The sequence below is a fragment of the Nostoc sp. genome, assembly GCF_036919575.1.
Lineage (GTDB): Bacteria > Cyanobacteriota > Cyanobacteriia > Cyanobacteriales > Nostocaceae > Nostoc.
The window spans coordinates 52,886-76,415 of record NZ_JBALBY010000045.1; the positions used below are offsets into that span (position 1 = coordinate 52,886).

A 23,530-nucleotide genomic window follows, 5' to 3' on the forward strand; every position below is an offset into this window, starting at 1 on the left:
ATTAATTTATCGTATTTTGCTGTGGGTCAATGACGGCTCCAGCGTAGATAAGTCACATAGATAATAGCTACCACTTGCATTGGCATGATCACAATCAGGCTTTTTAAGAAATAGTTGATTTCCAAATGAGACATCACACTGAAATATCCGAAGCCCAATAAGAGGAACATCACCCAGGTAAGCTGTTGCTGTTTAGGTTTGAGAATGAGCATATCAATAGAAATAAATATAATATACGACTCGCATTTGATTTAAAACAGGACTTACGCACTCAAAACCTGAAATCTCGTTCGCGTAGCGTGCGCGAAGCGCACTCCCCCCTAACCCCCCTTAAAAAGGGGGGATCTCAAAAGCCCCCTTTTTAAGGGGGTTGGGGGATCTCTTATGCGTAAGTCCTATAAAAAAAATCAGTACACCCCGAAAATGCTTCTTACCCACTCCCCACTCCCCACTCCCCACTCCCCACTCCCTGTCTACGCAAATAATTTCAAAAATCAAAGCAGACTGCTATAGTCTGTCAAGTTGACAAAGTACTAGAACCAGCCCTGCTTATTCACAAAGTAGGTATTTACGAATTCTTCAGGGGACTTATTCAAGTAGATCATGCCTTCAACTAAACCTACAAGTAGCATTATTAACAAGGCGATCCCGTAGGTGAAAGAACCTCCGACTAGAGAAATCACCAACATGATAAAGCCTTCTGAAGCGTATCCTAAAACAAACTTATGAACCCCAAATCCTCCCAGGATAATGCCACAGTAACCAGCTAGAAGTTGTTTGGTTGGGTGAGTGGGGTTGAAATTTGCCATATAAATGCTGCTCCTTGATAAGTAAGGTATAAAAATAAACTCTTTATTGGAATTAACCTAAGCAAATGTATTTACTTAATCCCTGGATTTTCAATTTTTTCAGTATAAGTCAGCCCCAAGACGAATAATCAAAATTAGCGTGCTTCTCTTCGGGAGGGGACGCTAAGATGTCTTGCGGCATAGCCTGAAAATCTGGCGTTCCTTAATGACTTTTGGTGATTTGATGATTGCAAACCCTGGTGCAGCAGTTTTGCAGATTTTTAGGCAAGACATTTATCTTGAGAAAAATGAACCTCAATAATCAGCAAAAACTGCTATCTACACCACTTTTTACAAGTCCATCAGTATTATTTCCGGATTTTTTTACGATCGCTTCCACCGGGCGTGAAACGCCATCGCAGCAATTACGAGATCAGTAGTGTGGTTGGTGGGAATGTAGAAACTCAAGAGGCATCTTCTAACATCTCGAAAATAGCTAAAATCATCCGAATGAGAATAAATGCTTAACTAGATAGTTTGTTGCCTATGTTAACAGCATTCTTTGATTTGCTTTTGCTATTTTCTTAATTTGGTTTTCAGCGAGTATTTATGCTTACAACCAATTAGAACTAGTAAATTGTTCCTACTTATGGAGATGAAAGCAGATATTTCTATTTTAGGCAACAGTAATACTTTAGTATTAATTACTACCTAAAGTAAACAAACTTAATAATGTACCACTATTCCAGAGGCTGTGGAGAAGCATCGGAGCGAGGAGGTTGCGCGATCGCGTGTAAACGACGCCTAAGACAATCCCCAATGCGGTCAGTGGCAGAATTTCCGACAAGCTGAGGTGAGCGATCGCAAACAACAAACTACTAACAAAAATTGCTCCCCACACGGGTAAGTAACGAGTTAGAGATGGTAGCAAAAAACCGCGAAACAGAATTTCTTCAAAAAATGGTGCTGCGATCGCTGCTGTGAAGAAAAATATGCCAAGTGCTACACCATCTCGACTTTCCAGCGCTAATTGTAACAGGGGATTACTACCACCCTGTCCCTGCCATAGCTGTTGATTAATCAAAGATACCACCACAACTATTGGTAAAGCCGTGCAATAACCTCCCAGTCCCCACAAAAACCAGTTATCTTGAAAACGGAAGCGAAACCAAAATTCTGGTAGGGGAAAAAAGCGCTTGAGAGAGAAATACAGCACTAACAGCGCACCGGATGCTACCAGTAAGTAACTAACCAAGACAGAAAACGCCTGAAGTCGCACATCAGCAACGGGACGCGGGATGGGTAGCGCCGATATCACCAAGGGTACAAAAATTTGTCCCATGAAGAAAAAGCCGACGACAAAAACCTGCAAAATCGTTTCACCATCCCAAGGTGTTGACCAAGGGAGATCAGCATTTTGAGCTAGTAACGAGGCTTTTCCTTTCAACAAGCGTTGAGCAAATAACAAAATCAGCACTATTAGACCAATTAACGCTGCTAAGGTGGGAATAGTGCCAATAACTGCTAATTTGATTACAGCTTGAGTAGCAGCTTCTTGTTGTGCAGCTTTAACTGCTGATAAAGCGTCTTGTCGTTGCTGGAGTTGGTATAGCTTAACCAAAGCAGTAGAGCGAAACCAACCTTCCAAATTCTTTTGAATCAACTCTTGAGGATTTGGGAGGAGACGGGGAGGATTGCTCCACAGTCCACTCAATACAGCAGCAGTTTCCCCAAATTCTGGATTAATATCTGAGCGTTGTTGTAATTCCCTCCAAGTCTTGAGGGCTGTATCCGTCTGTCCTTGCTGTGCTTGTAAAATTCCCAGCCGCAGGTTTAATTCCGCCAGTAATTTTTGGAGTTGCTTAAGAGACTGCTGTAACTGTTGCTGCTGTCCCCGTTGAGAGGTTTTAGTCGTCTGAGGAACGTCCGGTAGAGGTTTTGGAGGCGTGAGAGTTATTTCAGGTTGAGAGCGTAATTGTGCAAGTTTGTTGTTAACTTTATCCAAATTAGCTTCAACTGATTCACGCGCCTCCTGATATTGCTTTGTGGCGCCCTCCAGGGGTTGTTCACCAAGTATAGCTTCTCGAATCGCCTGGAAATTGTTATCGTTGCTATCTTCTGATTGCCAAGCTTGGGCTTGTAGAGCAATATTGGTTTGGTAGAGTTCTAGGCGACTTTGAAACTGAGGTTCTTGCCAACTATTGAATAAAGCCGAAACTGCCAACAGAACTGCTATAGGTGTCAGTATAAAAATTAAAATCAACCGCTTGAGTGTCATCTATCCCTCTTTTGCTAACCAGTGGAGAGCGCGTCCCCCTTGGGAATTATCGCAAGAAAAAGTCAGAGGTGGATAGATATCATTAATATTATAAGTTTGCGATGTCTACGACGGACGTAGCTGCGGCACCCACCATGTTAAATTACAACCCATTACACTGCTTACCCTCCGCCGAGGATCTGCCCGATTCGGACTATACACCCGTGGACAATGAACTACAAGATTTAATTCCCAGCTTGCTCAAAGCCATCCTTGCTTGGTTATGGACAAGCCGGATGGATTGGTTTTTTGGGGTTGATATGGGTATTTATTACGATCCTGAACTACCCCCGATTGTCCCCGATGGATTTTTAAGTTTAGGAGTCGAGCGAGTTTTTGATGAGAACTTGCGTTTAAGTTATGTGTTGTGGGAAGAAAAGGTGATGCCAATTATGGCACTGGAGGTAGTTTCTCATAAACGGCGTGGTGAATACAGCACCAAAAAGAAAATGTATGCTGAGATGGAGATTTTGTATTATGTTGTCTACAATCCCCAACGCCGGAGAAAACCACCTTTAGAAGTTTATCGGTTTGTAAATGGTGAATATGTATTGCAACCAGGAAATCTAGTTTGGTTATCAGAGATAGGTTTAGCAATTGGTTATGAGCGGGGAACCTATCAGGGAATTACGCGGGATTGGTTGTATTGGTATGACAAAGAAGGAGTCAGATATTTAACACCAGAAGAACGGGCGATCGCTGCTGAAGAACGCGCTACCACTGCGGAACAACGCGCCGACAGGCTGGCACAAGAATTGCGAAGGTTGGGGATAGATCCAGATTCTTTGAGTTGATGTGGGGTGCGATCGTTTTATTAACTAATAGCTCATTCAGATAAACCTAGTCTTTCCTTGACGGATTGCCAGTTTGAACCTTGGTTTGGGTTTTGACGATGCATCTCCAAGCGTCTGTGTAATTCTTGTTTTTGCTCATCGTTGAGAGGAACTTCATGGGGTGTGGTAAGAATGCTGTCCCATAAGTCCTCGGCAAGCTGTATACGTTCAGATACACTTAGTTCGGAAATATCGACTTTTAATATGGGGTGTATGGTTGTTGTTAATGTACTTGCTCAATATAACTTTAATTTTAGATTAGAAAATGACTTATCTTATTCCCAATAAATTGTGGTGCGATCGCAACTGAATTGAATCAACTCGCAGTGTTTTGGCAATTGATCGCTGATGTTTAAAATAAATTTCTCTTACCAAGTATTTCTGGTAAAATACATTTAATATCTGCTCGTAAAGACTTAAAGATACATATATGAAAAAAGGATTTACTCTAGAGACGAATGTAGATAAGTTCCTGAGACTGTATGCAGACGGAAAAAGAGATTTTCAAAATATAAACTTGAAACAAGCATATCTCGCAGTCGTAAATTTGCCAGAGGTGAATCTGAGATATGCAGTCTTAAATTTGTCAGAGGTGAATCTGAGAGGAGCAAACCTACAATTATCATGCTTACAGGAGGTAGACCTGCAAGGAGCAAACCTGGAGGGAGCTAACCTGAAAAGAGCCGACTTATCAGAAGCAAATTTAGAAGGGGCTAATCTGCGAAAAGCTAACTTGCAAGGGGCAAAGTTGATCGGGACAGAATTACGTAGAGCAAACCTACAAGAGGTAAATCTGAGACAAGCAGATTTAGTAGGCGTTAGAAACTTAAGTATGGCAGACTTGCTTGCAGCAGATATGCAAGGCGCTAACTTAGAGACGACAAACCTAGAGAAGGTAAACCTGCAAGGAGTTAACCTGAGAAAAGCTAACCTGAAAACAGCACGTTTATTTGAAGCTGACCTGAGTAACGCCGAACTTCAAGATACAGTTTTTCAAAGCGCTTTTTATAACGAAAAAACTCGTTTTCCTGAAGATTTTGACCCAGTTAGTGCTGGAATGTATTTAATTGCTCCTAAAGTGTCACTGCAAGGGGCAAAACTCGTCGAAGCATTGCTATTTGAAGTCGATTTAAGTGAGGCAGATTTAACAGAGGCAGACTTAACTGATGCAAATTTGGAGAAAGCAAACCTGCAAGGAGCAACTTTGAAAGGAGCATCCTTTAATAGTGCAGAACTATTACAGACAAACTTATCTGGTGCAGACCTAATAGGAGCAGATTTAAGTTTCGCAAGTCTTAAGGAAGCAATAATTTTCGATACCAAATTTCAAGATGCTTGCTACAACAGATTCACTAAATTTCCTGAAGGGTTTGACCCTGTAAGTGCTGGAATGCGTTGGATTGATATTGATATTGATTAGTAATGTAGAGTAAACCTCTCATGAAATGGAAAATAGCTTTTTAATTCTATCTACCGAATACAACTTCATTGGGTGCCCATTCTTGAAATATGGATTTTTTCTGATCCCATCTGGCTCTCCCAACTTCTTGATTTGTTGTGAGGTTAAACCCAGTTCATCTTCTAATGTTGTGGCTGACTTGAATTCAAGTTGATTACCTTGCTCATCTACTGGATAAAAATTACGTATACAGTAATCAAAGCCATTTTTAGGTGACTTAGGCTGATGACTAGCAGATACACAAACGCCTTCTCCAGCTTTAATCAAGTGACCTACACCCCACAGTAAAGAAAGTTTATTAGTTTCGGCTATTTCAATCGATTGCTTTTTCACTTTTTCAAAATCTTTAGATTGGTAGCCCACAAATTTATTAGTCCACCAGTAAAGAGACTCGTAACCGATAAGCGGAACAGACGAAAATATAACTGTACAATATTCTCCTTCATAATCACCTGTAAATCGCCATACTACGGCGACACATTCAGATGGTAAAGGAATTATTTTTTTTGAGCCACTCACATTGTTCATAACGCTTTCTCAATGCTTTTTTACTCGGTGCATACATTGGATTCTCAGGAATATAAATTTTTTTACCTGCAAACTCCTCACAATATTTACCGCGTAGAGTTGGAGCAATTAATACTGTCATTTCTTCTGGGTCAATTACAATCAAATTCAGATCAAATAGAGTGTGTAAATCTGCCCGAAGAAGCAAACCATTGGAAGGATGATTAGTCTCTGAACCAAGATAAGGAATAATATGTGCTGCTTCCAGGGCTTGTTCTACATCAGTCCCAGAAATGGCACATTTACCGTTATGAGTTACAAGCAACTGCTGACGAAATTGAGGCTGACCTTGGCGACGAGTAATTGATGTAGCGATTTTTTTTCTAGCATCCTGAATATTTTCTGGATCAAAATCATCAATAATATTATCTAAACTTTCAGTATTATTAGGCTCTGTAATGTCTTCTTGAATTTGACCGTTATTTGAAATGCTGCTATAACTTATTATTTCTTCTAGGGCATTATTCTTGATTATCTCAATACCGACTGATTCTAACCAATCTGTTAACCGTTTTTTTATTTGTTCATTTTCAAATTCACTCCAAGTATCACCACCAACAAGATATTTTGCTCGTTTAAAATGTCCTCTTGCTCCTCCATGAAATGCATTTTCCACCTGTAAACGCAGTGTAGGAACTTCAATATTTTCGATGAAAAGTTCCATGTCATTGCTGCCATCACATAAATCTGGTATTTGGAGATACCGATTACCAGACTCTAATTCTTCAAAATCTAAATCATTAATTTCACTATCCTTAGATAGGTGGATGACTTTGCTTTGCATATCTATAATCAATTCACCCAATTCGTTATAGTTTTTTAATACTTCTATTATCCAGTCAATATCTATCTTGAGTTTTATCATAAGAACTTTTCCAATTAATAGCTACTATAAAAATATCCTAACTTTGTAGTATTTCACAATATTCTAACAAAGCTAGTGTTAATTTTCTTAGTTTCTCTTGTAAACTATCCTATCTTCTCCCGCACCCAAGCGCGAAAGGATTTGAGTAAAGCAATTTCTCCCATACTTTTACTCTGCTCAATAAATCTGCTTATCTCGCTCACTGAAACTAAAGGAAAGGCAATACTAAACTTACACTCGACATATTCCCCCTCTCTCAACTGATAAAACTTTAAATTTTGCCCATCATATCTCCAAAGTTCAGTTACACCCAACGCTGAATAAATCCCCAATTTGTTAACTGAACTGCTGGTAATGTCAATCTCAATTGCTAAGTCAGGCGGCGGATCTGTTTCTAAATTTAGCGTTACGCTACCTCTGACTCTCAATTCATTTTGTATATAATAGCAGTTATCTGGTTCTATCCCTCGAAGTGCTAATCGCCGCTTCAGTGTTGTAGAACCAGCACTTTTAATTTCTACTCCCACTTCTTCAGCTAAAGCGAATATCAATCGGTCAAACTGAATTTTAGGATTTTCGTGTTCAAAAAGTGGAGTCATGATTTCTAAAACACCGCAGTCATAAGCAAACCGAGAACCTCTATCTTCACCTGTATCTCTCAGCAAGGCTTCAAAGGTTTCCCAGGTAACGTTGTGTAAGACTGTTCTTTGTTCCGCAAGGGTTGACTTGACAAGCATATTACAATACTTCTTCTGTCAGGATATGAGATAAAATCCCGAGAATTTTACCTATGTCATTAATATAATACTCGCTCAAATCAATTTCAATCACTTGCCCAATAAGTTTCAAAAACTTCCAGTTAGTTCCAGTGGTGACAGTACCATAAATTGTCTGAATGTTATTGCCCTCACGTTCATTAAACAATTTAGCTGCTAGCATCTCTGCTACACACTGACCTAATCCGGCATTGATATTTTCTTTTTTAGCTTCTACAATAGTCACAACTGGTGCATTCAGAATTAGTAACTCTGGTGAACGGCTAATAATAAAATCGCAATTACCATTTAAACCTTGGGCTGAATCAACAGTAAAATCGATACCAGAAAATAAACTTATTTGATTATTTAAATATTTCCTTACAGCAATTAAAATTGGTGCAATAATCATTTCTGAACGGGATTTTTCAGTATTACTAGCAAGAGCTAAAGGTACATTTTCCCGCAATACTTCTGCAAGTAATGGTGGACACTCTACTTGATATACAGATGCAAATATATCAATTTTATCAGAAATAGTTAAGCCAAAAGTTTTTCTAACTCTATCTAAAGTAAAGTCACTGTATGACACTTTAGTTACTCCTGTAAAGAATCCACATAATTAAATTGTGCCAATTATTAGCAAGATATGTTGCTGATATTTGGCACAATTAGTGTCTGAAGATTTTGTAACTTTAACCAAGGAAACCTGCAAAAAAGTCCAGAGTTTCCTTCAATGCTTTGATGAAAATATCAATTTCCTCGCGGGTATTGTAGAAAGATAGACTTGCTCGTGCGGTTGCAGCAAGACCTAAGTAACGGTGTAATGGTTGAGTGCAGTGGTGTCCAGAACGAATAGCAACGCCTTCTTGATCTAATAATGTAGATAAGTCGTTGGCGTGAACTTCCCCGGCGGTGAATGACGCAAGAGCGGCTCTACCTTCCCCTTTAGCATTTGGTTTGGGGCCGTAAATTCTAATTTGGGGAATTTGCTCTAATTGTTGGAACAAATAAGCTGTTAATTCTGCTTCGTAGGCGTGAATTTTATCCATGCCGATACTGCTAAGATAATCGATCGCAGCACCAAGTGCGATCGCTTCCCCAATTGCAGGTGTACCAGCTTCAAATTTATGCGGTAATTCTGCATAGGTGGAATGGTCTAAATACACCTCTGCAATCATCTCACCGCCCCCAAAAAATGGTGGCATTGATTCTAACAATTCCAACTTGCCATAAAGAAATCCGATGCCAGTAGGGGCACACATTTTATGACCAGATGCTACCAACCAATCACAATCTATCTGCTGTACATCAATGGGGTAGTGAGGAACACTTTGACAAGCATCAACTAAGAATTTAGCACCGTTTTTGTGAGCGATCGCACCAATTTCTGCCACTGGATTAATACAACCCAAAGCATTAGAAATATGCACTACTGACACCAACTTTGTTTTGTCAGAAATCAGTTTTTTAAACTGTGACAAATCAAAAGTTTCTTCTGGTGTTAGTTCGACAAATTTCAGTACCGCACCCGTTTTTTGCGCTACGAATTGCCAAGGTACAATATTACTGTGGTGTTCCATCACCGACAGAATAATTTCATCCCCCGGCTGCAAATTGTTCATGCCCCAGCTGTAGGCTACTAGGTTAATCGCCTCAGTTGCGTTGCGGGTGTAGACGATTTCCTGACGCGATGCAGCATTGATGAATTTGGCAACTTTGTCTCTAGCACCTTCATAAGCATCGGTAGCTTTAGCACTCAGGGTATGGGCACCGCGATGCACGTTAGCATTATATTGCTCGTAATAATCCCGTAGGGTATTTAACACCAACAAAGGCTTTTGCGATGTCGCAGCATTATCGAGATAAACCAGGGGTTTACCGTTGACTTCCTGATGCAATATCGGGAAGTCAGCGCGAACTTTATCAGCAAGGGTTTTGGTAGAGGTAAAAGTCATTGGTAGATTAGTTATTAGTCATTAGTCAGAGACTTGAGATTATTAACTGTGTTTAAAAGGATTTCTCGCAGAGAGGTAACAGGTATTTGGTTGATGATTTCGGCGGCGAAGGCGTTAATTAACAACTTCCGAGCATCATTTTCATCAATTCCCCGACTTTGGAGATAGAATATTTCATCATCTTCCAATTGGCTAACGGTAGCACCGTGAGCGCATTTGACATTATCGGCAGTAATTTCCAATTGGGGTTTAGTATCAACCCTGGCTTTCGATGATAACAGCAAATTCCGATTCATCTGGACTGCATTTGTCAACTGTGCCAGCTTGGGAACCAAAACTTTACCATTGAACACTGCATGAGCGCGATCGCCTACAATACACTTATGCAATTGCTTACTCGTACTGTGAGGATAGTTAAGTGCGATCGCGCTGTGAGTATCAGCCAACTGTTTACCAGAAATTATCGTCAAACCATTGAGATTAGTTTCCGTCTGCTCACCAGTTTGCAAAATCTCCAAATTGTGCCGTGACAGCTTCGCGCCTAAAGTTATGGCATGACAAGTATATCGACTATCACGAGCTTGTGCGATCGCAGTCTTCCCAACATGAAAAGCCTCTGCACCTTCTCGCTCAACCCTAGTGTGACTCACTTCAGCATTGTCACCCACCCAAATTTCCGTAACCGCATTACTAAAATATACTCCCTCTTTCTCTGCGCTCTCTGCGCCTCTGCGGTTCGTATACTCCTCAACCAACGTCACCTGCGAACCACCTTCCGCCACCACCAAACAACGCGGCTGTGAAATCGTCGGCATCTCACCTGAAATAAACACCAGATGAATTGGCGTTTCAACAACCACATTCTTCTTCACCCACACCACAGCTACATCAGTTATCCCAGCCGTATTGAGAGCCGTAAAAACTTCTTGCGCTCCCTCCGCTTGAGCTAAATACTTCTGTATATCCTCCTGCTCATGCAGAGGTAAGCCAGCCAAATTACTCACCACTATTCCCGGTGGTAAATCTGAAACTGCGGATAACTCCGGTGCAAAAACGCCATTAACAAATACCAAACGACTATTAGCCGCTTCTGGCAAAATATCAAATTCTAAAGACGCAAAATTTCCCGTCTCTACATTAAATTGCACCTTTCGCAGAGACGACAAATCAGTAAATCGCCATTCTTCGTCGCGGGTGGTGGGAATAGTCGAGTGGCGTACCCAATTAGCAGCACCTTCACGTAAATCCTGCAACCACCCTTCTGTTTTTGATGCAGTTACCAGATTTAATAATTCGGTTAGATAGACATCTTTATCTAGCAGAGTCGATGTCAAACTGACTACATTTGAATTAGGAATTGGACTGGGAGAAACTTGAATACTCATTACACACCCACCTCAGCAGCTGCAAACTCTTCCAGCACCCAGTCATAACCGCGAGACTCTAATTTTAGTGCCAATTCCTTACCACCACTCGTAATAATCCGCCCGTTTGCCATCACATGCACAAAATCAGGCACAATATAATCAAGTAACCGTTGGTAGTGGGTAATCAAAATTGTGGCATTTTCAGGACTTGCCAGTTGATTTACTCCATTCGCCACAATTCGGAGCGCGTCAATATCCAAACCCGAATCTGTCTCATCCAAAATTCCCAACTTTGGTTCTAGCAGCGCCATTTGCAGAATTTCATTCCGCTTTTTCTCACCACCAGAAAACCCTTCATTCAAACTCCGACTGAGAAAACTGGGATTCATCTTCACCACATCCAGCTTTTCCTCAATCAAATCGTCAAAATCAAAGGCGTCTATTTCCTCCAAACCTTGCGCTTTCCGACGAGAATTATACGCTACCCGCAAAAAATCCAAATTGCTCACACCCGGAATTTCTAACGGATACTGAAACGCCAAAAACACACCACTTCTCGCCCGTTCTTCCGGTTCCAATTCCAGGAGATTTTGCCCCTGAAAAATCACCTCACCGCCAGTCACCTCATACGCTGGATGCCCAGCCAACACCTTAGAAAAGGTGCTTTTACCAGAACCATTCGGCCCCATAATCGCATGAATTTCACCCGATCGCACCTCAAGATTTACACCCTTTAAAATCGGTGTTCCATCAACATTAGCCGTCAAATCCCGTACTGACAGCACAACTTCACTATTTTCAATAATCATCTTCTCTCCCTTCTCTTTCTCTGCGCTCTCTGCGCCTCAGCGGTTCGTTATTCTTCCAAAGATAAACACAGATGTATCTGTGTCTATCTCTGCTTCCATTTATCCAACACTGCCTTCCAACTTCAAACTCAACAACTTATCAGCTTCCACAGCAAACTCCATCGGTAGCTGATTGAAAACATCCTTACAGAAGCCGCTAATCATCATCGAAATAGCATCTTCTGAAGAAATACCCCGTTGAGCAAAGTAAAATAACTGATCTTCCCCAATCTTAGAAGTAGAAGCTTCATGCTCCACCTTCGCAGCGTTATTTTGCACCTGGATATAAGGGAAAGTGTTTGCATGGGCATTATCCCCAATTAGCATTGAGTCGCACTGAGAATAATTTCTCGCCCCTTTCGCCGTCGGGTTAACTTTCACCAAACCCCGATAGCTATTGCTGGATTTACCTGCGGAGATTCCTTTAGAAATAATTGTACTGCGGGTATTCTTACCTACGTGAATCATCTTACTGCCAGTATCGGCTTGCTGCTGATGATTTGTCAGCGCCACCGAGTAGAACTCACCCACAGAATTATCACCCAACAACACACAGCTAGGATATTTCCAAGTAATTGCCGAACCTGTTTCTACTTGAGTCCAGGAAATCTTAGAATTTACGCCCTGACACAAACCGCGCTTGGTGACAAAGTTGTAAATACCACCTTTACCGTTAGCATCTCCAGCGTACCAATTTTGGACAGTGGAATATTTAATTTCGGCGTTGTCGAGGGCGACGAGTTCCACTACAGCAGCGTGTAGCTGGTTGCTGTCATACATTGGTGCCGTGCAACCTTCCAGGTAAGAAACATAACTACCTTCTTCGGCGACAATCAAAGTCCGCTCAAATTGTCCCGTGTCACCAGAGTTGATGCGGAAGTAGGTAGACAGTTCCATTGGGCATTTTACGCCTTTAGGAATATAGACAAAGGAGCCATCGCTAAATACGGCGGCGTTCAAGGCGGCAAAGTAGTTGTCAGCGATGGGAACGACGCTACCCAGGTATTTTTTGATTAATTCTGGGTGTTCTTGCAACGCTTCCGAAAACGAACAGAAAATAACGCCATCTTCCGCTAGCTTTTCTTTAAATGTAGTGGCAATAGAAACGCTATCGAAAATCGCATCAACGGCGACATTTGCCAGTCGCTTCTGTTCAGATAGGGAAATGCCTAACTTCTCGAAAGTTTCTAAAAGGGTTGGATCAACTTCGTCCAAGCTGTTTAGTTTTTCTTTCTTGCGTTTCGGCGCTGAGTAGTAAATGATATCCTGATAATTAATTGGCGGATACTTGACATTAGGCCAAGTTGGTTCTGTCATTTTTTGCCACTGGCGATAAGCCTTGAGGCGAAAGTCCAGCATGAACTGCGGCTCGTTCTTCTTAGAGGAGATCAAGCGAACAACGTCCTCGTCTAGTCCACGCGGAATAGTGTCGGCCTCAATATCGGTGATAAAGCCGTACTTGTAAGGTTGGTTGACTAAGGTTTTGACAGTGGCACTCATCGGTAATAATCTCTCGTGTTCAGAACTCTTTCAGGATGGGAGACGAATTTTTCTTTAGCCGATTCCCATATCACGTTACGGAATGGTTACACGGCTGCTAGAATAGTGGTGGAGAGTAAAACAACAGCTATGTTGTTTAATGTATCTTCATTTTACGCTAAATTAACAACAACAATGTTGTCAAAGTCAAATTTTCAAAGAAATTTTTGGGACGTTCGCTGAACGTCTCGCACCAGAAGATGGCGACTATCCACCAGTCCTCAACCAAGCAAGATATCCTAGAGTATCTGCACAAACAGGAAAAAGCAACGGCTTTGGAGCTAGCTGAAGTTTTAGACGTTACCCCCCAAGCGATTCGTCGCCATCTCAAGGATTTGGAGACGGAGGAGCTAGTTTTGTATTCGTCAACAGTACAGGCGGGGATGGGGCGTCCGCAGCACATTTATCAACTGAGTCGTCAGGGACGCGATCGCTTGCATCGAACAATGAGCGATCGCTTTGGTGATGGCCACGGCAATTTTGCGGTTTCGCTGCTAGACACCTTAGCCGAAACGATGGGACACGAGCAATTTAAATCGATTTTAGAGAAACAGTGGCAGCGCAAAGCTCAAGAATACCGCGATCGCGTGGGTAGCGGTTCACTGCGGGAACGTGTAGCCAACTTAGTAGAATTCAGAAAAGCGGAAGGCTTCATGGCGGAGTATCACCCTGTTGATGTCAATGATTCCTTTGAGAGCGATCGCTTTATCTTAATGGAGCATAACTGCGCTATTTCCAACGTTGCCGAGTCTTTCCCCAGCATTTGTGGTCACGAATTAGAAATGTTTGCAGCCGTCTTACCTGATTGTACCGTAGAACGCACCCACTGGATTATCAACGGCGAACATCGTTGTGGCTATTTAGTACAAGCTCGCCATTAGTTCTTTTTTCAATACCCAATGCCCAATGCCCCATGCCCCATGCCCAACTAAGTTTGACATAGCGTTTATGGATGTACTATCACAGCAACCATCAGCACAATTTTTAACTCTGGAAGAGTCAGCAAAAGTAGATGCGGCCTTGTTGTCTTCCCCAGAAAAGTTTTTGACAAGATTGACAATTTCATCACTTAAGCTTTTGAAGCATATCGCCCAAGAGTACGGTGTTGCTATTGAAGATTTGACAGCGCAGCAAGTAATTGCTTGGTTTGAAAAAGATGGTAAAATTCGACGTGAACAGGGAATTGAAGTTTCATATCTGAAGTGGTGAACTAGGAATATAACTAGCTAGATATAAAGTAATATCCAGAACCCCAACTTCTCACCAGAAGTCGGGGTTCTGTTTCCTAAGGAACGTGGATTAAATAAAATGCAAAACTTCATTCTGTCTCTAGCTTCCCTCTCCAATACATCAGAGAGGGATTGAGGGTGAGGTAAGCCAGGGACATAAATTGTATATTATTTAATTCTTATTCCTAAGCGTTTTATGACTACGGCACAATTAATTAGACGCTACAAACGCCAACCTTAAATAATAAACAAAAAGCACCTGTAAAAAGGTGCTTTAAAAATTTATGACATTTCGTTTACCCGACAATTTTTTAAGGATTGTAATTATTAGTCCGAACATTGCGAGCTCCAGTTACAGCCCCAACCATTGAGGCTATTAAACCCAATAAGGAACCAAACACAAACCACCATAATCCCGAACGTATATTTGCTGCAATATCACGAGATTGTTGAGCGCTTACGTTTGTTCGCGGTACATTAATACCACCTTGCTGTTGTACCTGGTTTAAGACTTCCCCAGCGTTGGAAGCAGCAACACCAAAAGCACCCGATACTCCATTTGCCAATAGGAACGAACTAACTGCCAAAGTCGTAGCCCAAAGAATTGCGCCGTTAAGAAGAGCTGTATTGCGCTTCATCGGTCCACAAGCACGGGCTGTAATCCAACCACCAGTAAATAGGGAAATTAGTAGAGCTATAGTTGACCAAAGCCCCGCATTACCAGCAGCGTTAGGAGCAATTGATCTCGGCGCACCTGAACCTTCAACCGCACCTGCTGCAAAAGCACCAATTATAGCGCTCAAAATTAATTGAGTGGCTAAAGAAACCAACAAACCAGAAATAATCGGTCCCCAGCGAACAAGATCATGATATTCGGCCACTCGACCTACTACCGCAGTCTCAGTAGCACTAACATTATCACCTGCGCGATTTACGTATGACATAGCTTATGTTCTCCAGTGCTGTATCAGCAAAGTTACTGCTCAGGTATATTCGTGTTTATGCTTACAATTAAATAACTAAATCATCTGCTTTTATCTCTATCAATAGAAATATTTAATGAATATATCTTTAGTGATAAAAAACAAACGCCTTTAACAATTTTTAATCAACTTCAATATTTATTTATTATTTAATGATTATTTAGAAGTTAAAATACAGTTATTAACTGCTATATATAATAATCGATCTGGAAAAAAATTAGACTTAAGACAAAGCTTTGTAAGCCTGATTATAAAATTTTCACAAAGTAATTAGACAGCCAATAAAAGATTAACGCATTCTGACAGCAGTGCCTGTGGCAGTAATCAGCAAAAGAACTCCTGACTGGTCAAGATTGATTGTGCCAGTATCAATTTCAATCCCGATCACAGCATTTGCTCCTAAACGTTGTGCCCGTTGTTCTAATTCTTCTAATGCCTTGCGTTGACCCTGCTCAAATAGACGCTCATAGCTACCAGTGCGTCCACCGATAATATCTCGAATACCCGCCAAAAAGTCGCGCAAGAAATTGCTGCCGTAGACTACTTCTGCTGTCACAATACCTAAATATGACTCAATAACGGCTCCTTGAATCACATCAGTGGTAGTTATAATCATAAATTAGCCTCCCAGATAGCATATAGGTTGATATTTATCCAACAGAATTCAGGAATCAGGAGTCAGAATTCAGTTGGGTATTATGTACCAAAAAGCGGATGAATAATCGGAGTTTTTGCACCCCCACAAAACTAGAATTTTTGGTGGTGCAACAATTCCTGCGCCGGTCCCAATCCCCGACTGATTGATTCTGACGCCAAGCCGAGGAGCAATCCTAAGCTCCGCTCCTGAATTCAGAATAGCTGAATTCTTCTTCAATATTAAAATACTCTAAAAAATGTAAATTTATTTACACAATATCTAATTAGCCTGGGTTGAGATAGGTTTGATAAACATATTCTCACACAATTTTAGATTGCGATCGCTTCTATCGGATATGAAATACCATTGGCGGATCGCCTATTTAGAATTAAGTGAGATCACTGTTGGTTTTTTGGGAATAATAAGTATAACTACTGTCAAAAATGAGTGCAATTTTGGTATTCTCCGAATTTATATGTAGAGTAAGCTGATTTCATCATTTATACATCGCACTTCATCTTTCAGTAAAAACTCTGTGATCTAGCCCTGATTGTAAAGGAAAGACTAGATGAACAATAACATCTTAATTAATACGAGGAAATACAGTTTTCAAAAGTCCATATTTTTGTTTTAATGTACAAGAAAAAAGTCGTCTAAAATTTCAGGAAATTTACTGTGTACAAGCCAACATCATTTGTGTTTAGTGTGGTGTTATTAGGATGTTTTGCCTTCACCATACCTTCAGTGGCTCAGGCTCAGGTATTAGTGGCACAAGCCAAAAACCCACAGTTAAAGCAACTGCTAGAAGAAGGACGGAGGTTAGTTGATACCGGCGATTATGGTGGTGCGATCGCAGTTTATCAGCAAGCAGCTAGCCTAGATCCCAAAAATGCTAAAATTCATTCAGGTATTGGCTACTTATACGCTCAACAGGGAAATTACCGAGCGGCATTAACTGCTTATCGTCGGGCGATCGCTATCAACCCTAACAATAGTGATTTTTACTACGCTGTGGGTTACATCAAAGCGAATTTGGGCGACACACCTGGGGCAAAGGAAGGCTACCGTCGTGCCATACAGCTGAACCGTAACAGTGTTAATGCCTATTTAGGATTGGCTGTGACGCAATCGCGTATGGGAGACTATAGTGCAGCTACCTGGGCATACCAACAAGCAATCAGCTTGGATAAGAACAATGCTCAAACTTATGAGTTGATGGGTTCCATGTATAAACAGCGACGACAAGCCAAACAAGCAAACACCTTGCTTCAGAAAGCCCGTGACTTGTACAAGCGGCGCAATGACTCAGATGGCGTAGAAAGGGTAGAAGCTATCCTGCGACAGTTAGGAGGATGAGGTTAAAACAAGTCGCAAGTCGCAAGTCGCAAGTCGCAAGTCGCAAGTAAGTTTTGTGACGGGGATTTAGCGAGAAACGCGGTCTTGGGCTTTGCCCAAGAGGAGCGATTTCTCAAGACAGCGCAAAGTGCGGTCTTGGGGTCTCCCCAAGAGGAGCAACTTTGTAAGAGAGACCCGGACCCAAAACGTTCGGCAATTGATGCAGGGGACTTAAACCCCTAAACTTTGTTAAATAATTCGTAATTCGTAATTAAGTAATGCTGTGGGGATTTAGATTTAGACATCAAAACTTGCTGCCTGTCAAGAGGGGGGAATTAAACCCCTAAACTTTGTTAATCTAACTGGCGTCCCGTTAATTCAACAAAAATATCTTCCAAGTTAGAGGGACGCACCATCATTCCGGTTTTATCGGGCTGTTCATTCAAGTAGAAATTTGCTGCTTCCAGGGATGGAAAAAACAAATATTCCCAGCCACGAGCGCCATCACTTTCCACTTCAGATAAACCTAATTGCTTCATCACCAAACCTTCACCGTGAGCAGAACGTAGCTGTTGTAAAGTTCCCAAAGAAATCAGCTTACCGCTATCCATAATCCCGATGCGTCCTGGCTTGGTAGAGCCAAAGGCATCGCACAAAAATTCGACCTCATCCATATAATGGGTCGTCAGTAGCATCGTCATCCCCTGCTTATTCAAATCCCGAATAATTTCCCAGAGGCGTCGCCTGGTTTGGGGGTCTAGTCCTACCGTTGGTTCATCCAAAAACAGAATTTGCGGTTGATGTAATAAAGCTCTCGCAATTTGCAACCGTCGTTTCATACCCCCAGACAGGGTTTTTACCAAATCACCACGTTTTTCTGCTAGCTCAACATACTCTAGCCATTGATTAATTAGTTTTTGTCGCTGCGGGTTGCCAATGTGATGTAGTCTCCCATGCAGTTCCATATTTTCCCAAACGGTTAAATCGTTATCCACGCTGATTTGCTGCAAGACTACGCCAATACTCTGTTTTGCCAGCATTGCTTGGCTCATCACGTCATATCCACCAACTTCTATTCGTCCTTGGGACGGTTTCGTGAGTGTAGTCAGCATCCGAATTGTGGTTGATTTACCCGCACCGTTCGGGCCAAGTAGAGCAAATATCTCCCCCGCTTCAATTTTGAATGACAGGTCATTGACTACAGGTACATTGTTGTAAAACTTGTAGACGTTTTCTAGAAAGACAGCAGCTTTTTGAGTACCCAAGTTTTCAGCTAAATTCAATAAACTGATATTAACATTCGTGAGGGACTGACAAATAAAAAAATACTCAACTACTTCTTGTGGGGTGGGCGACACGAGAGCCCTAGTCAAAAGCGGGCAAGATGCCCACCCCACAAGATTGGATAATTTATTTGTTGAAAGTCCCTGAACAACAAAATTCCCGACTTCTTTGGAAAATCGGCAATCTGAGGCTTCGATTTTCGTAAATCAAATAAGATTGATATAGCGATTTTGATAGTAAGCCAAAATTTGGTTAACTCGTTGCCGACTTTCTGAACCAGAGTTTGCTGTCCACGAGATGGACAAGCCACCAATTTGACTTTGATTGTAATCAAACTGTGGGGATGACTGGGGAATTAAATCCACTTCTACCCCTTCGACTTGACGTAAATGAGCTGCTATCTCTGTATAGACTGCTAAAGGCAAACCAGCGAATTCAATTTTTTCCTTAGTCTCCATCTTTATGAAGCTCCAACATTAGAAGGATTCGAGGGGGGCGTTGTCACTGAAACAGGATTACCGCTAGCAGGTGCAGCTGACGGCGTTGAATTGACAGCCCCTTCCCCTACCATTTTCGCAACTTCAATACCATATTGTTCCAGAATCACGATGGGGTTGTAGCCCTGATTCATTTCAATACGTTTAATCAGTACGCCATCTGCTAATCGCTGTCCCGCCTGCACATAGCGACTCGTCGGCTCATCGGGTACTTTGATAATTGCCTGTGGTTCCTTACTAATTAGAACTACACCAGTCACAAGGACTGCCCTTGCTAAGTTAGGTTGTGCTGGCAGTGGCAATACAGATACTAAAGTCGGGTTGGAGACAACTTGAGGCAAAACTTTAGGCAAGACTGAAGTCAAGGTAGGATTGACTTTTTTGGGTTTTGGTATAGAAGAAACGATATTTTTCTTGGGATTTAAAGCTATGCTGCGTGTTGGAAGTTTTGCTTTTGGTAGTGATGCAGTCGGGAGCTTAGGCACCACGGGAACAGGTTTTGCAGATGTTTGAACCATTCCGGGAACCGTCTGCCCGAAAAGTTGTGCAAACGGGTCACTTCTATTTTTTGATGATAGCACAATTAGCGGTGCCCGCTCTGTAGCATTAGTGGATTGAATCAAGTTAACAGATGCAGGATTAACTTGTGAAACCTCTTTGGCTGGTATGACTGGATTCTTAAAGGGTTGAGCCGATGGTGGCAACTTTGCTGCTATTTTGGGAACTGGCGCAGGATTGATGGCTTGTTGTGTATTTTCAGAAGCACATCCAGCGATCGCCAAAGTTAAAATAGCTACAATTGTAATTTTTAAATTTCTGCCCATAATCTGTTCTCAAAAGCCATTAGAAAATTGAAAAGTGGAAATCAACAAGCCTGAAATTTGTATCAAAGGCAAAGTCTGTTCCCTTTACAACCTCATTTTAACCTCATTTTTTAGATTTTAAAGGTTATTTTTAGCACTGCCTACCCAGCATAACTGCGGATTACGGTGATTTGCAGTCAATCCTCTGCCACACCCATCAGTTCTTTCATCAAATCCAGTCCTTTCTTGACTCTACGGGAAACCGTTACTACACTGATCCCTAGATGTTCTGCAACTTGCTTTTGTGTCAAATCTTGCAAAAACACACATTCCAACACATCGCGGGTGCGTTTTTCTAGCTGAACCAATGCTTGTTGTAAGCGAAACTGGTCTTCTTGCGCTAGTTGGAAGCTGCGATAGTGAGGATCTGGAACCAATTCTCCCAAACAGGTAGAGCCTTCTTCTCCGTCTTGGACTGGCACATCGAGACTTAGGGGAGCGCGATTGATCCATGCTAATTTAATTTCTTGCCATTCGTTTGGAGAAATTTCTAGTGCTGTGGCTAATTCCGAGTCGTTTGGTTGGCGATTATGTTTTTCACGCCAAGAACGTGAAACTCCTATTGCTTGCTGTTGCAAGGCTAACCACTTCCGAGGAATTCGCACGGTGACACCTTTATCTCGGAGATAGTGTTGAATTTCACCCCGAATATAGGGAAGAGCATAGGAACTGAAGGCATGTCCCTTGGAAAGTTCAAATTTTTCAATAGCTCTGATTAAACCCAGACATCCAACCTGGAGCAAATCATCATAGGTTTCATGACATTGATTCGTCCAGTAGTGAGCTTCTTTTCTCACAAGCCCAAAATTGAGTTCTACCAGTTGATTGCGGACATTTTCTGACGGAGATTGCTGATATTCTCGCAACAACTGCCAAATTTCGTGTTTGAGTTCATTGGTGACTGTGGTAGGCATAGCACCCTGTTTATTGAGCAAAGAAAGGATTAATGTTCGTTTTTAAATTCAGCTGCGATGGCGTACACGCCCGCCGTAGGCATCGCACAATATTAAAGACAATATCGTGCTATATTTCCTAGCAAATACTATGTAGGTCACAAAGTTTTTCTAGAAATATTCAATAGGGTGCTTGAAAATCGAGCCAAATTCAAATTGGCGAAATCAGTATTTAGTTTGTTATTTATCTTTGGTATGACCTGTAGGTTTTTTAGAACTACATACAAATAAAATATAAAATTAATTACTAAATATCAAACCGAGATTGTACTTAATTTGAATTAATTAATGGTGAAGTTAATTTATATAAATAAAAAAATAGCGATCAGTATTTTGTTGGAGCAGCAAAGGCTGGATTTACAGTAAAATTACGTGTCTATTCAACTGGGATTTATCCAATCTTTAAAAATTACTAATAAAAATTAAAAAATACTATGTATATTTATGCAAGCCAATAAAAAAGGGCAAGATGCCCTTTGTTATACTTACAGTGCTTTTCAAGTAATTGAACTACACCACTCCTTATTCACCATTGCCCATGTCAGTCGTGGACTAGATCCCTGAAAACTGCTGTAAGTACATGCGTTACTTCCGAGGATTTAGCTACGAGCTGGTTCAACCCGTGCATAAAATAGACCGCGAATTTTGACTTCTTTAGGTTCACCAGCACCTAAATCTGTATCAGATGGCTGTTCGCTCTCGAAAGTACCAGCAATTTCACCACTAGAGTTATCTACTTTAGCGATTTGCAGAGAAATCTTGCCATTGAGATTTTCTGCACGCTTGACGTTAGTGCGGGTAAGTTCTTCATCATCTGCTTGGGCGGGGAGAGCCACGGCATTATCGTAGCCACTGACAACACCACGACCTTTGGGATCTAGGAAGGCAGCACCACGATAGGAAGGAACTTTGAAAGTGCCTTTAAAGTCCGTGGAGGTGTTAATGCTGGTCAAACTGGGTTGTGTTTGAGCAACCAAGTTTTTGATGGTGAAGAGGAAAGGTACTCGCTCACCACCAGGAAGCTGCACAGTGATGGCTTGGAAGTCAAGACCATCAGTTTCCGCAAAGGTCAAGCTATTATCTGAGTTGATTTTTAGTTTACCTTGCACCTGGTCAATGGTAGAAGTGTATCTGGTCAACAATTTGCCAGCAACAAATTCTGCTTCTTGCCGTTTATTAGCAGGTTCTTCTTTGATGAAGAAGCTGGTTGGTTCCAAGCAAAGTTCTTTGATGCCATAGGACTGGCTAGAATCAATGGGAATGGAGCCACGGCTTGTTTCTGCTAGTTGGGGGCATTTGTTAGCCAAGCCAGTCCCGCGAATTTGATCGTAAGTGAGTACATCTCTACTACTACTAGCAGGAGCATCACTACAAGCAGTTATTAACCCCAGGCACAAAGCCAAGAATGCAACAATTAAAGCGCGATACCTCATGGTCTACCTCAATCTCAAAAATTAATAGATTTGTTGTAAAACTGCATCGAAGCTTTGATCTCTGATGAGAAGCCGCTACTCTGCGAAAAGCTATTTTTGCTCGGACACGGCTTTGCTCTGATTTCCAGAGTTGAACCAAGTGTTTGGGCGTTTAGATTGTCTGCTTTGCACTTTGCTCTTGCCTATGGCAAAAGCGGTGTCGCCCAAGTCTTTTTGTATCATGTATGTGACGCTACTACATACAGTCCATTGTTTTATGGGGAAATTAGCCAGATCATACGATTTTTTTTAACTCAAAATCAAAGTACTCTTAATCAAAAAAAATCTTGTCCCGATCGCATCGAGCTGCTGTGGAGGCTATGCTAAGGGTTACTACGCTCTTTTCGGAGCATTTTCTTGTGGGATGGGTGTCCTCACCCGTCCTATATTCAGGGCGGGCTTTCCTGCCCACCCCACAAGATGGATAATTTATTTCTTGTCAGTCCCTGACAAGCTAGGGAAAATTAAAAATCTCCGGTAAATTTGAGTTGACCTCATTATTTATACGGAAAGGGTGGCATGGACAATAATCAAAATTTGGAATCAGGAGAGTTGTCTAGGAAACAGCAGGCGATCGCAACTGTGGTGTATGATGCTGTTCAGGCTTGTCAAGGCGATACTGAAGCTCTTTTGGCAATGCTTAGGCAATTGGAGCAGTTACACCGAGAGATCCGGGATGGGGTTTTTCAAGAGAGTTTACCTGTTAACCGTCGGCAACTCTACTCGCTGCTGAAAGATATTGAGTCTGAGGGAGGCTGGCCTTACATTGAGCGCATGAGACTACAAGCATTTTTAGCGAATTTGCCACCAGAGGCTCCCGAAGAAAAGAGCCACGAGATTTTGGAGAGCGATCGCTCATGCGGCTGATCATCTCCAAATAAGTTTCTAGCTCTGAATTAACAATTCTGATCGCCTCATCAACCGCTAAACCAAGAGCGGTTGCTGGTTGAGGCTTTAATCTAATTCGTAATTCGTAATTCG

27 protein-coding genes are annotated in these 23,530 nt (G+C 41.7%); 8 read left to right on the plus strand and 19 right to left on the minus strand.

Features of this window, described 5'->3' with window-relative positions; genetic code table 11:
• Positions 1-26 precede the first annotated feature (26 nt).
• On the minus strand, positions 27-212 hold the full coding sequence (locus V7K27_RS13310) for a hypothetical protein (protein WP_334947844.1): 186 nt from the start codon (positions 210-212) through the stop codon (positions 27-29).
• 172 nt (positions 213-384) lie between these two features.
• On the opposite strand from V7K27_RS13310, the gene V7K27_RS13315 reads away from it, so the two are divergent.
• Positions 385-513 carry a hypothetical protein gene (locus V7K27_RS13315; RefSeq protein WP_334947846.1) on the plus strand — a complete coding sequence of 43 codons (129 nt, stop codon included), beginning with the start codon at positions 385-387 and terminating at the stop codon, positions 511-513.
• A gap of 20 nt (positions 514-533) precedes the next feature.
• Here the strand turns inward: V7K27_RS13315 and V7K27_RS13320 are convergent, their stop codons facing one another.
• Positions 534-809: a TM2 domain-containing protein gene (locus V7K27_RS13320; RefSeq protein ID WP_334947848.1), complete on the minus strand. Its 276-nt coding sequence runs from the start codon at positions 807-809 to the stop codon at positions 534-536.
• A gap of 287 nt (positions 810-1,096) precedes the next feature.
• On the opposite strand from V7K27_RS13320, the gene V7K27_RS13325 reads away from it, so the two are divergent.
• Positions 1,097-1,228, plus strand: a complete 132-nt coding sequence (locus V7K27_RS13325; RefSeq protein WP_334947850.1) for a hypothetical protein — start codon at positions 1,097-1,099, stop codon at positions 1,226-1,228.
• A 260-nt stretch (positions 1,229-1,488) separates the two neighbouring features.
• Here V7K27_RS13325 and V7K27_RS13330 read toward each other — a convergent pair whose 3' ends face one another.
• Positions 1,489-3,066: a CPBP family intramembrane glutamic endopeptidase gene (locus tag V7K27_RS13330; RefSeq protein ID WP_334947852.1), complete on the minus strand. Its 1,578-nt coding sequence runs from the start codon at positions 3,064-3,066 to the stop codon at positions 1,489-1,491.
• A 134-nt stretch (positions 3,067-3,200) separates the two neighbouring features.
• Between V7K27_RS13330 and V7K27_RS13335 the strand changes: the two genes are divergently transcribed.
• Positions 3,201-3,899 carry a Uma2 family endonuclease gene (locus V7K27_RS13335; RefSeq protein WP_334947956.1) on the plus strand — a complete coding sequence of 233 codons (699 nt, stop codon included), beginning with the start codon at positions 3,201-3,203 and terminating at the stop codon, positions 3,897-3,899.
• A 32-nt stretch (positions 3,900-3,931) separates the two neighbouring features.
• Here V7K27_RS13335 and V7K27_RS13340 read toward each other — a convergent pair whose 3' ends face one another.
• Positions 3,932-4,153 carry an addiction module protein gene (locus V7K27_RS13340; RefSeq protein ID WP_334947958.1) on the minus strand — a complete coding sequence of 74 codons (222 nt, stop codon included), beginning with the start codon at positions 4,151-4,153 and terminating at the stop codon, positions 3,932-3,934.
• Between the two features lie 215 nt (positions 4,154-4,368).
• Between V7K27_RS13340 and V7K27_RS13345 the strand changes: the two genes are divergently transcribed.
• Positions 4,369-5,358, plus strand: coding sequence for a pentapeptide repeat-containing protein (locus tag V7K27_RS13345; RefSeq protein ID WP_334947854.1), 990 nt, complete (start codon positions 4,369-4,371; stop codon positions 5,356-5,358).
• An 18-nt stretch (positions 5,359-5,376) separates the two neighbouring features.
• On the opposite strand, the gene V7K27_RS13350 is transcribed toward V7K27_RS13345, so the two are convergent.
• From V7K27_RS13350 to sufB, 8 genes are all read right to left on the minus strand, one after another.
• A complete protein-coding gene (locus V7K27_RS13350) occupies positions 5,377-5,925 on the minus strand; it encodes a hypothetical protein (RefSeq protein ID WP_334947855.1) in 549 nt (182 codons plus the stop codon).
• Positions 5,879-6,829 carry an HNH endonuclease gene (locus V7K27_RS13355; RefSeq protein ID WP_334947857.1) on the minus strand — a complete coding sequence of 317 codons (951 nt, stop codon included), beginning with the start codon at positions 6,827-6,829 and terminating at the stop codon, positions 5,879-5,881. Before V7K27_RS13355 ends, V7K27_RS13350 begins: the two co-directional genes overlap by 47 nt.
• Positions 6,830-6,933: 104 nt before the next feature.
• A complete protein-coding gene (locus tag V7K27_RS13360) occupies positions 6,934-7,566 on the minus strand; it encodes a Uma2 family endonuclease (RefSeq protein WP_334947859.1) in 633 nt (210 codons plus the stop codon).
• Between the two features lies 1 nt (position 7,567).
• On the minus strand, positions 7,568-8,176 hold the full coding sequence (locus V7K27_RS13365) for a hypothetical protein (RefSeq protein WP_334947861.1): 609 nt from the start codon (positions 8,174-8,176) through the stop codon (positions 7,568-7,570).
• A 103-nt stretch (positions 8,177-8,279) separates the two neighbouring features.
• A complete protein-coding gene (locus V7K27_RS13370; RefSeq protein ID WP_334947863.1) occupies positions 8,280-9,542 on the minus strand; it encodes a cysteine desulfurase in 1,263 nt (420 codons plus the stop codon).
• A 14-nt stretch (positions 9,543-9,556) separates the two neighbouring features.
• Positions 9,557-10,927: a Fe-S cluster assembly protein SufD gene (gene sufD, locus V7K27_RS13375; RefSeq protein WP_334947865.1), complete on the minus strand. Its 1,371-nt coding sequence runs from the start codon at positions 10,925-10,927 to the stop codon at positions 9,557-9,559.
• On the minus strand, positions 10,927-11,718 hold the full coding sequence (sufC, locus tag V7K27_RS13380; protein ID WP_334947867.1) for a Fe-S cluster assembly ATPase SufC: 792 nt from the start codon (positions 11,716-11,718) through the stop codon (positions 10,927-10,929). Before sufC ends, sufD begins: the two co-directional genes overlap by 1 nt.
• A 99-nt stretch (positions 11,719-11,817) precedes the next feature.
• Positions 11,818-13,257: a Fe-S cluster assembly protein SufB gene (sufB, locus tag V7K27_RS13385; protein ID WP_334947869.1), complete on the minus strand. Its 1,440-nt coding sequence runs from the start codon at positions 13,255-13,257 to the stop codon at positions 11,818-11,820.
• A 239-nt stretch (positions 13,258-13,496) separates the two neighbouring features.
• On the opposite strand from sufB, the gene sufR reads away from it, so the two are divergent.
• Complete coding sequence (gene sufR / locus V7K27_RS13390) at positions 13,497-14,177, plus strand: iron-sulfur cluster biosynthesis transcriptional regulator SufR (protein ID WP_334947871.1); 681 nt, start codon at positions 13,497-13,499, stop codon at positions 14,175-14,177.
• Positions 14,178-14,244: 67 nt separating this feature from the next.
• Positions 14,245-14,505 (plus strand): hypothetical protein, encoded by a 261-nt coding sequence (locus V7K27_RS13395; protein ID WP_334947872.1) that lies wholly within the window; start codon positions 14,245-14,247, stop codon positions 14,503-14,505.
• A 331-nt stretch (positions 14,506-14,836) separates the two neighbouring features.
• On the opposite strand, the gene V7K27_RS13400 is transcribed toward V7K27_RS13395, so the two are convergent.
• Together V7K27_RS13400 and V7K27_RS13405 are read right to left on the minus strand one after the other, a co-directional pair.
• The gene (locus V7K27_RS13400; protein ID WP_334947874.1) at positions 14,837-15,469 is read right to left on the minus strand and encodes a hypothetical protein; all 633 of its coding nucleotides are present in this window, start codon (positions 15,467-15,469) and stop codon (positions 14,837-14,839) included.
• A 328-nt stretch (positions 15,470-15,797) separates the two neighbouring features.
• On the minus strand, positions 15,798-16,124 hold the full coding sequence (locus V7K27_RS13405) for a YbjQ family protein (protein ID WP_100900674.1): 327 nt from the start codon (positions 16,122-16,124) through the stop codon (positions 15,798-15,800).
• A 696-nt stretch (positions 16,125-16,820) separates the two neighbouring features.
• Between V7K27_RS13405 and V7K27_RS13410 the strand changes: the two genes are divergently transcribed.
• Positions 16,821-17,501: a tetratricopeptide repeat protein gene (locus V7K27_RS13410; RefSeq protein WP_334947876.1), complete on the plus strand. Its 681-nt coding sequence runs from the start codon at positions 16,821-16,823 to the stop codon at positions 17,499-17,501.
• A gap of 332 nt (positions 17,502-17,833) precedes the next feature.
• Here the strand turns inward: V7K27_RS13410 and V7K27_RS13415 are convergent, their stop codons facing one another.
• The 5 genes from V7K27_RS13415 to V7K27_RS13435 form a co-directional block, all read right to left on the minus strand.
• A complete protein-coding gene (locus tag V7K27_RS13415; RefSeq protein ID WP_334947960.1) occupies positions 17,834-18,745 on the minus strand; it encodes an ABC transporter ATP-binding protein in 912 nt (303 codons plus the stop codon).
• 225 nt (positions 18,746-18,970) lie between these two features.
• On the minus strand, positions 18,971-19,222 hold the full coding sequence (locus V7K27_RS13420; RefSeq protein ID WP_334947878.1) for a hypothetical protein: 252 nt from the start codon (positions 19,220-19,222) through the stop codon (positions 18,971-18,973).
• A gap of 2 nt (positions 19,223-19,224) precedes the next feature.
• The gene (locus tag V7K27_RS13425; RefSeq protein WP_334947880.1) at positions 19,225-20,085 is read right to left on the minus strand and encodes a hypothetical protein; all 861 of its coding nucleotides are present in this window, start codon (positions 20,083-20,085) and stop codon (positions 19,225-19,227) included.
• A 176-nt stretch (positions 20,086-20,261) separates the two neighbouring features.
• Positions 20,262-21,038 (minus strand): RNA polymerase sigma factor SigF, encoded by a 777-nt coding sequence (locus V7K27_RS13430; protein ID WP_334947882.1) that lies wholly within the window; start codon positions 21,036-21,038, stop codon positions 20,262-20,264.
• 638 nt (positions 21,039-21,676) lie between these two features.
• Complete coding sequence (locus V7K27_RS13435; protein ID WP_334947884.1) at positions 21,677-22,510, minus strand: photosystem II manganese-stabilizing polypeptide; 834 nt, start codon at positions 22,508-22,510, stop codon at positions 21,677-21,679.
• A gap of 558 nt (positions 22,511-23,068) precedes the next feature.
• On the opposite strand from V7K27_RS13435, the gene V7K27_RS13440 reads away from it, so the two are divergent.
• Complete coding sequence (locus V7K27_RS13440) at positions 23,069-23,416, plus strand: hypothetical protein (protein WP_334947886.1); 348 nt, start codon at positions 23,069-23,071, stop codon at positions 23,414-23,416.
• Positions 23,417-23,530 lie beyond the last annotated feature (114 nt).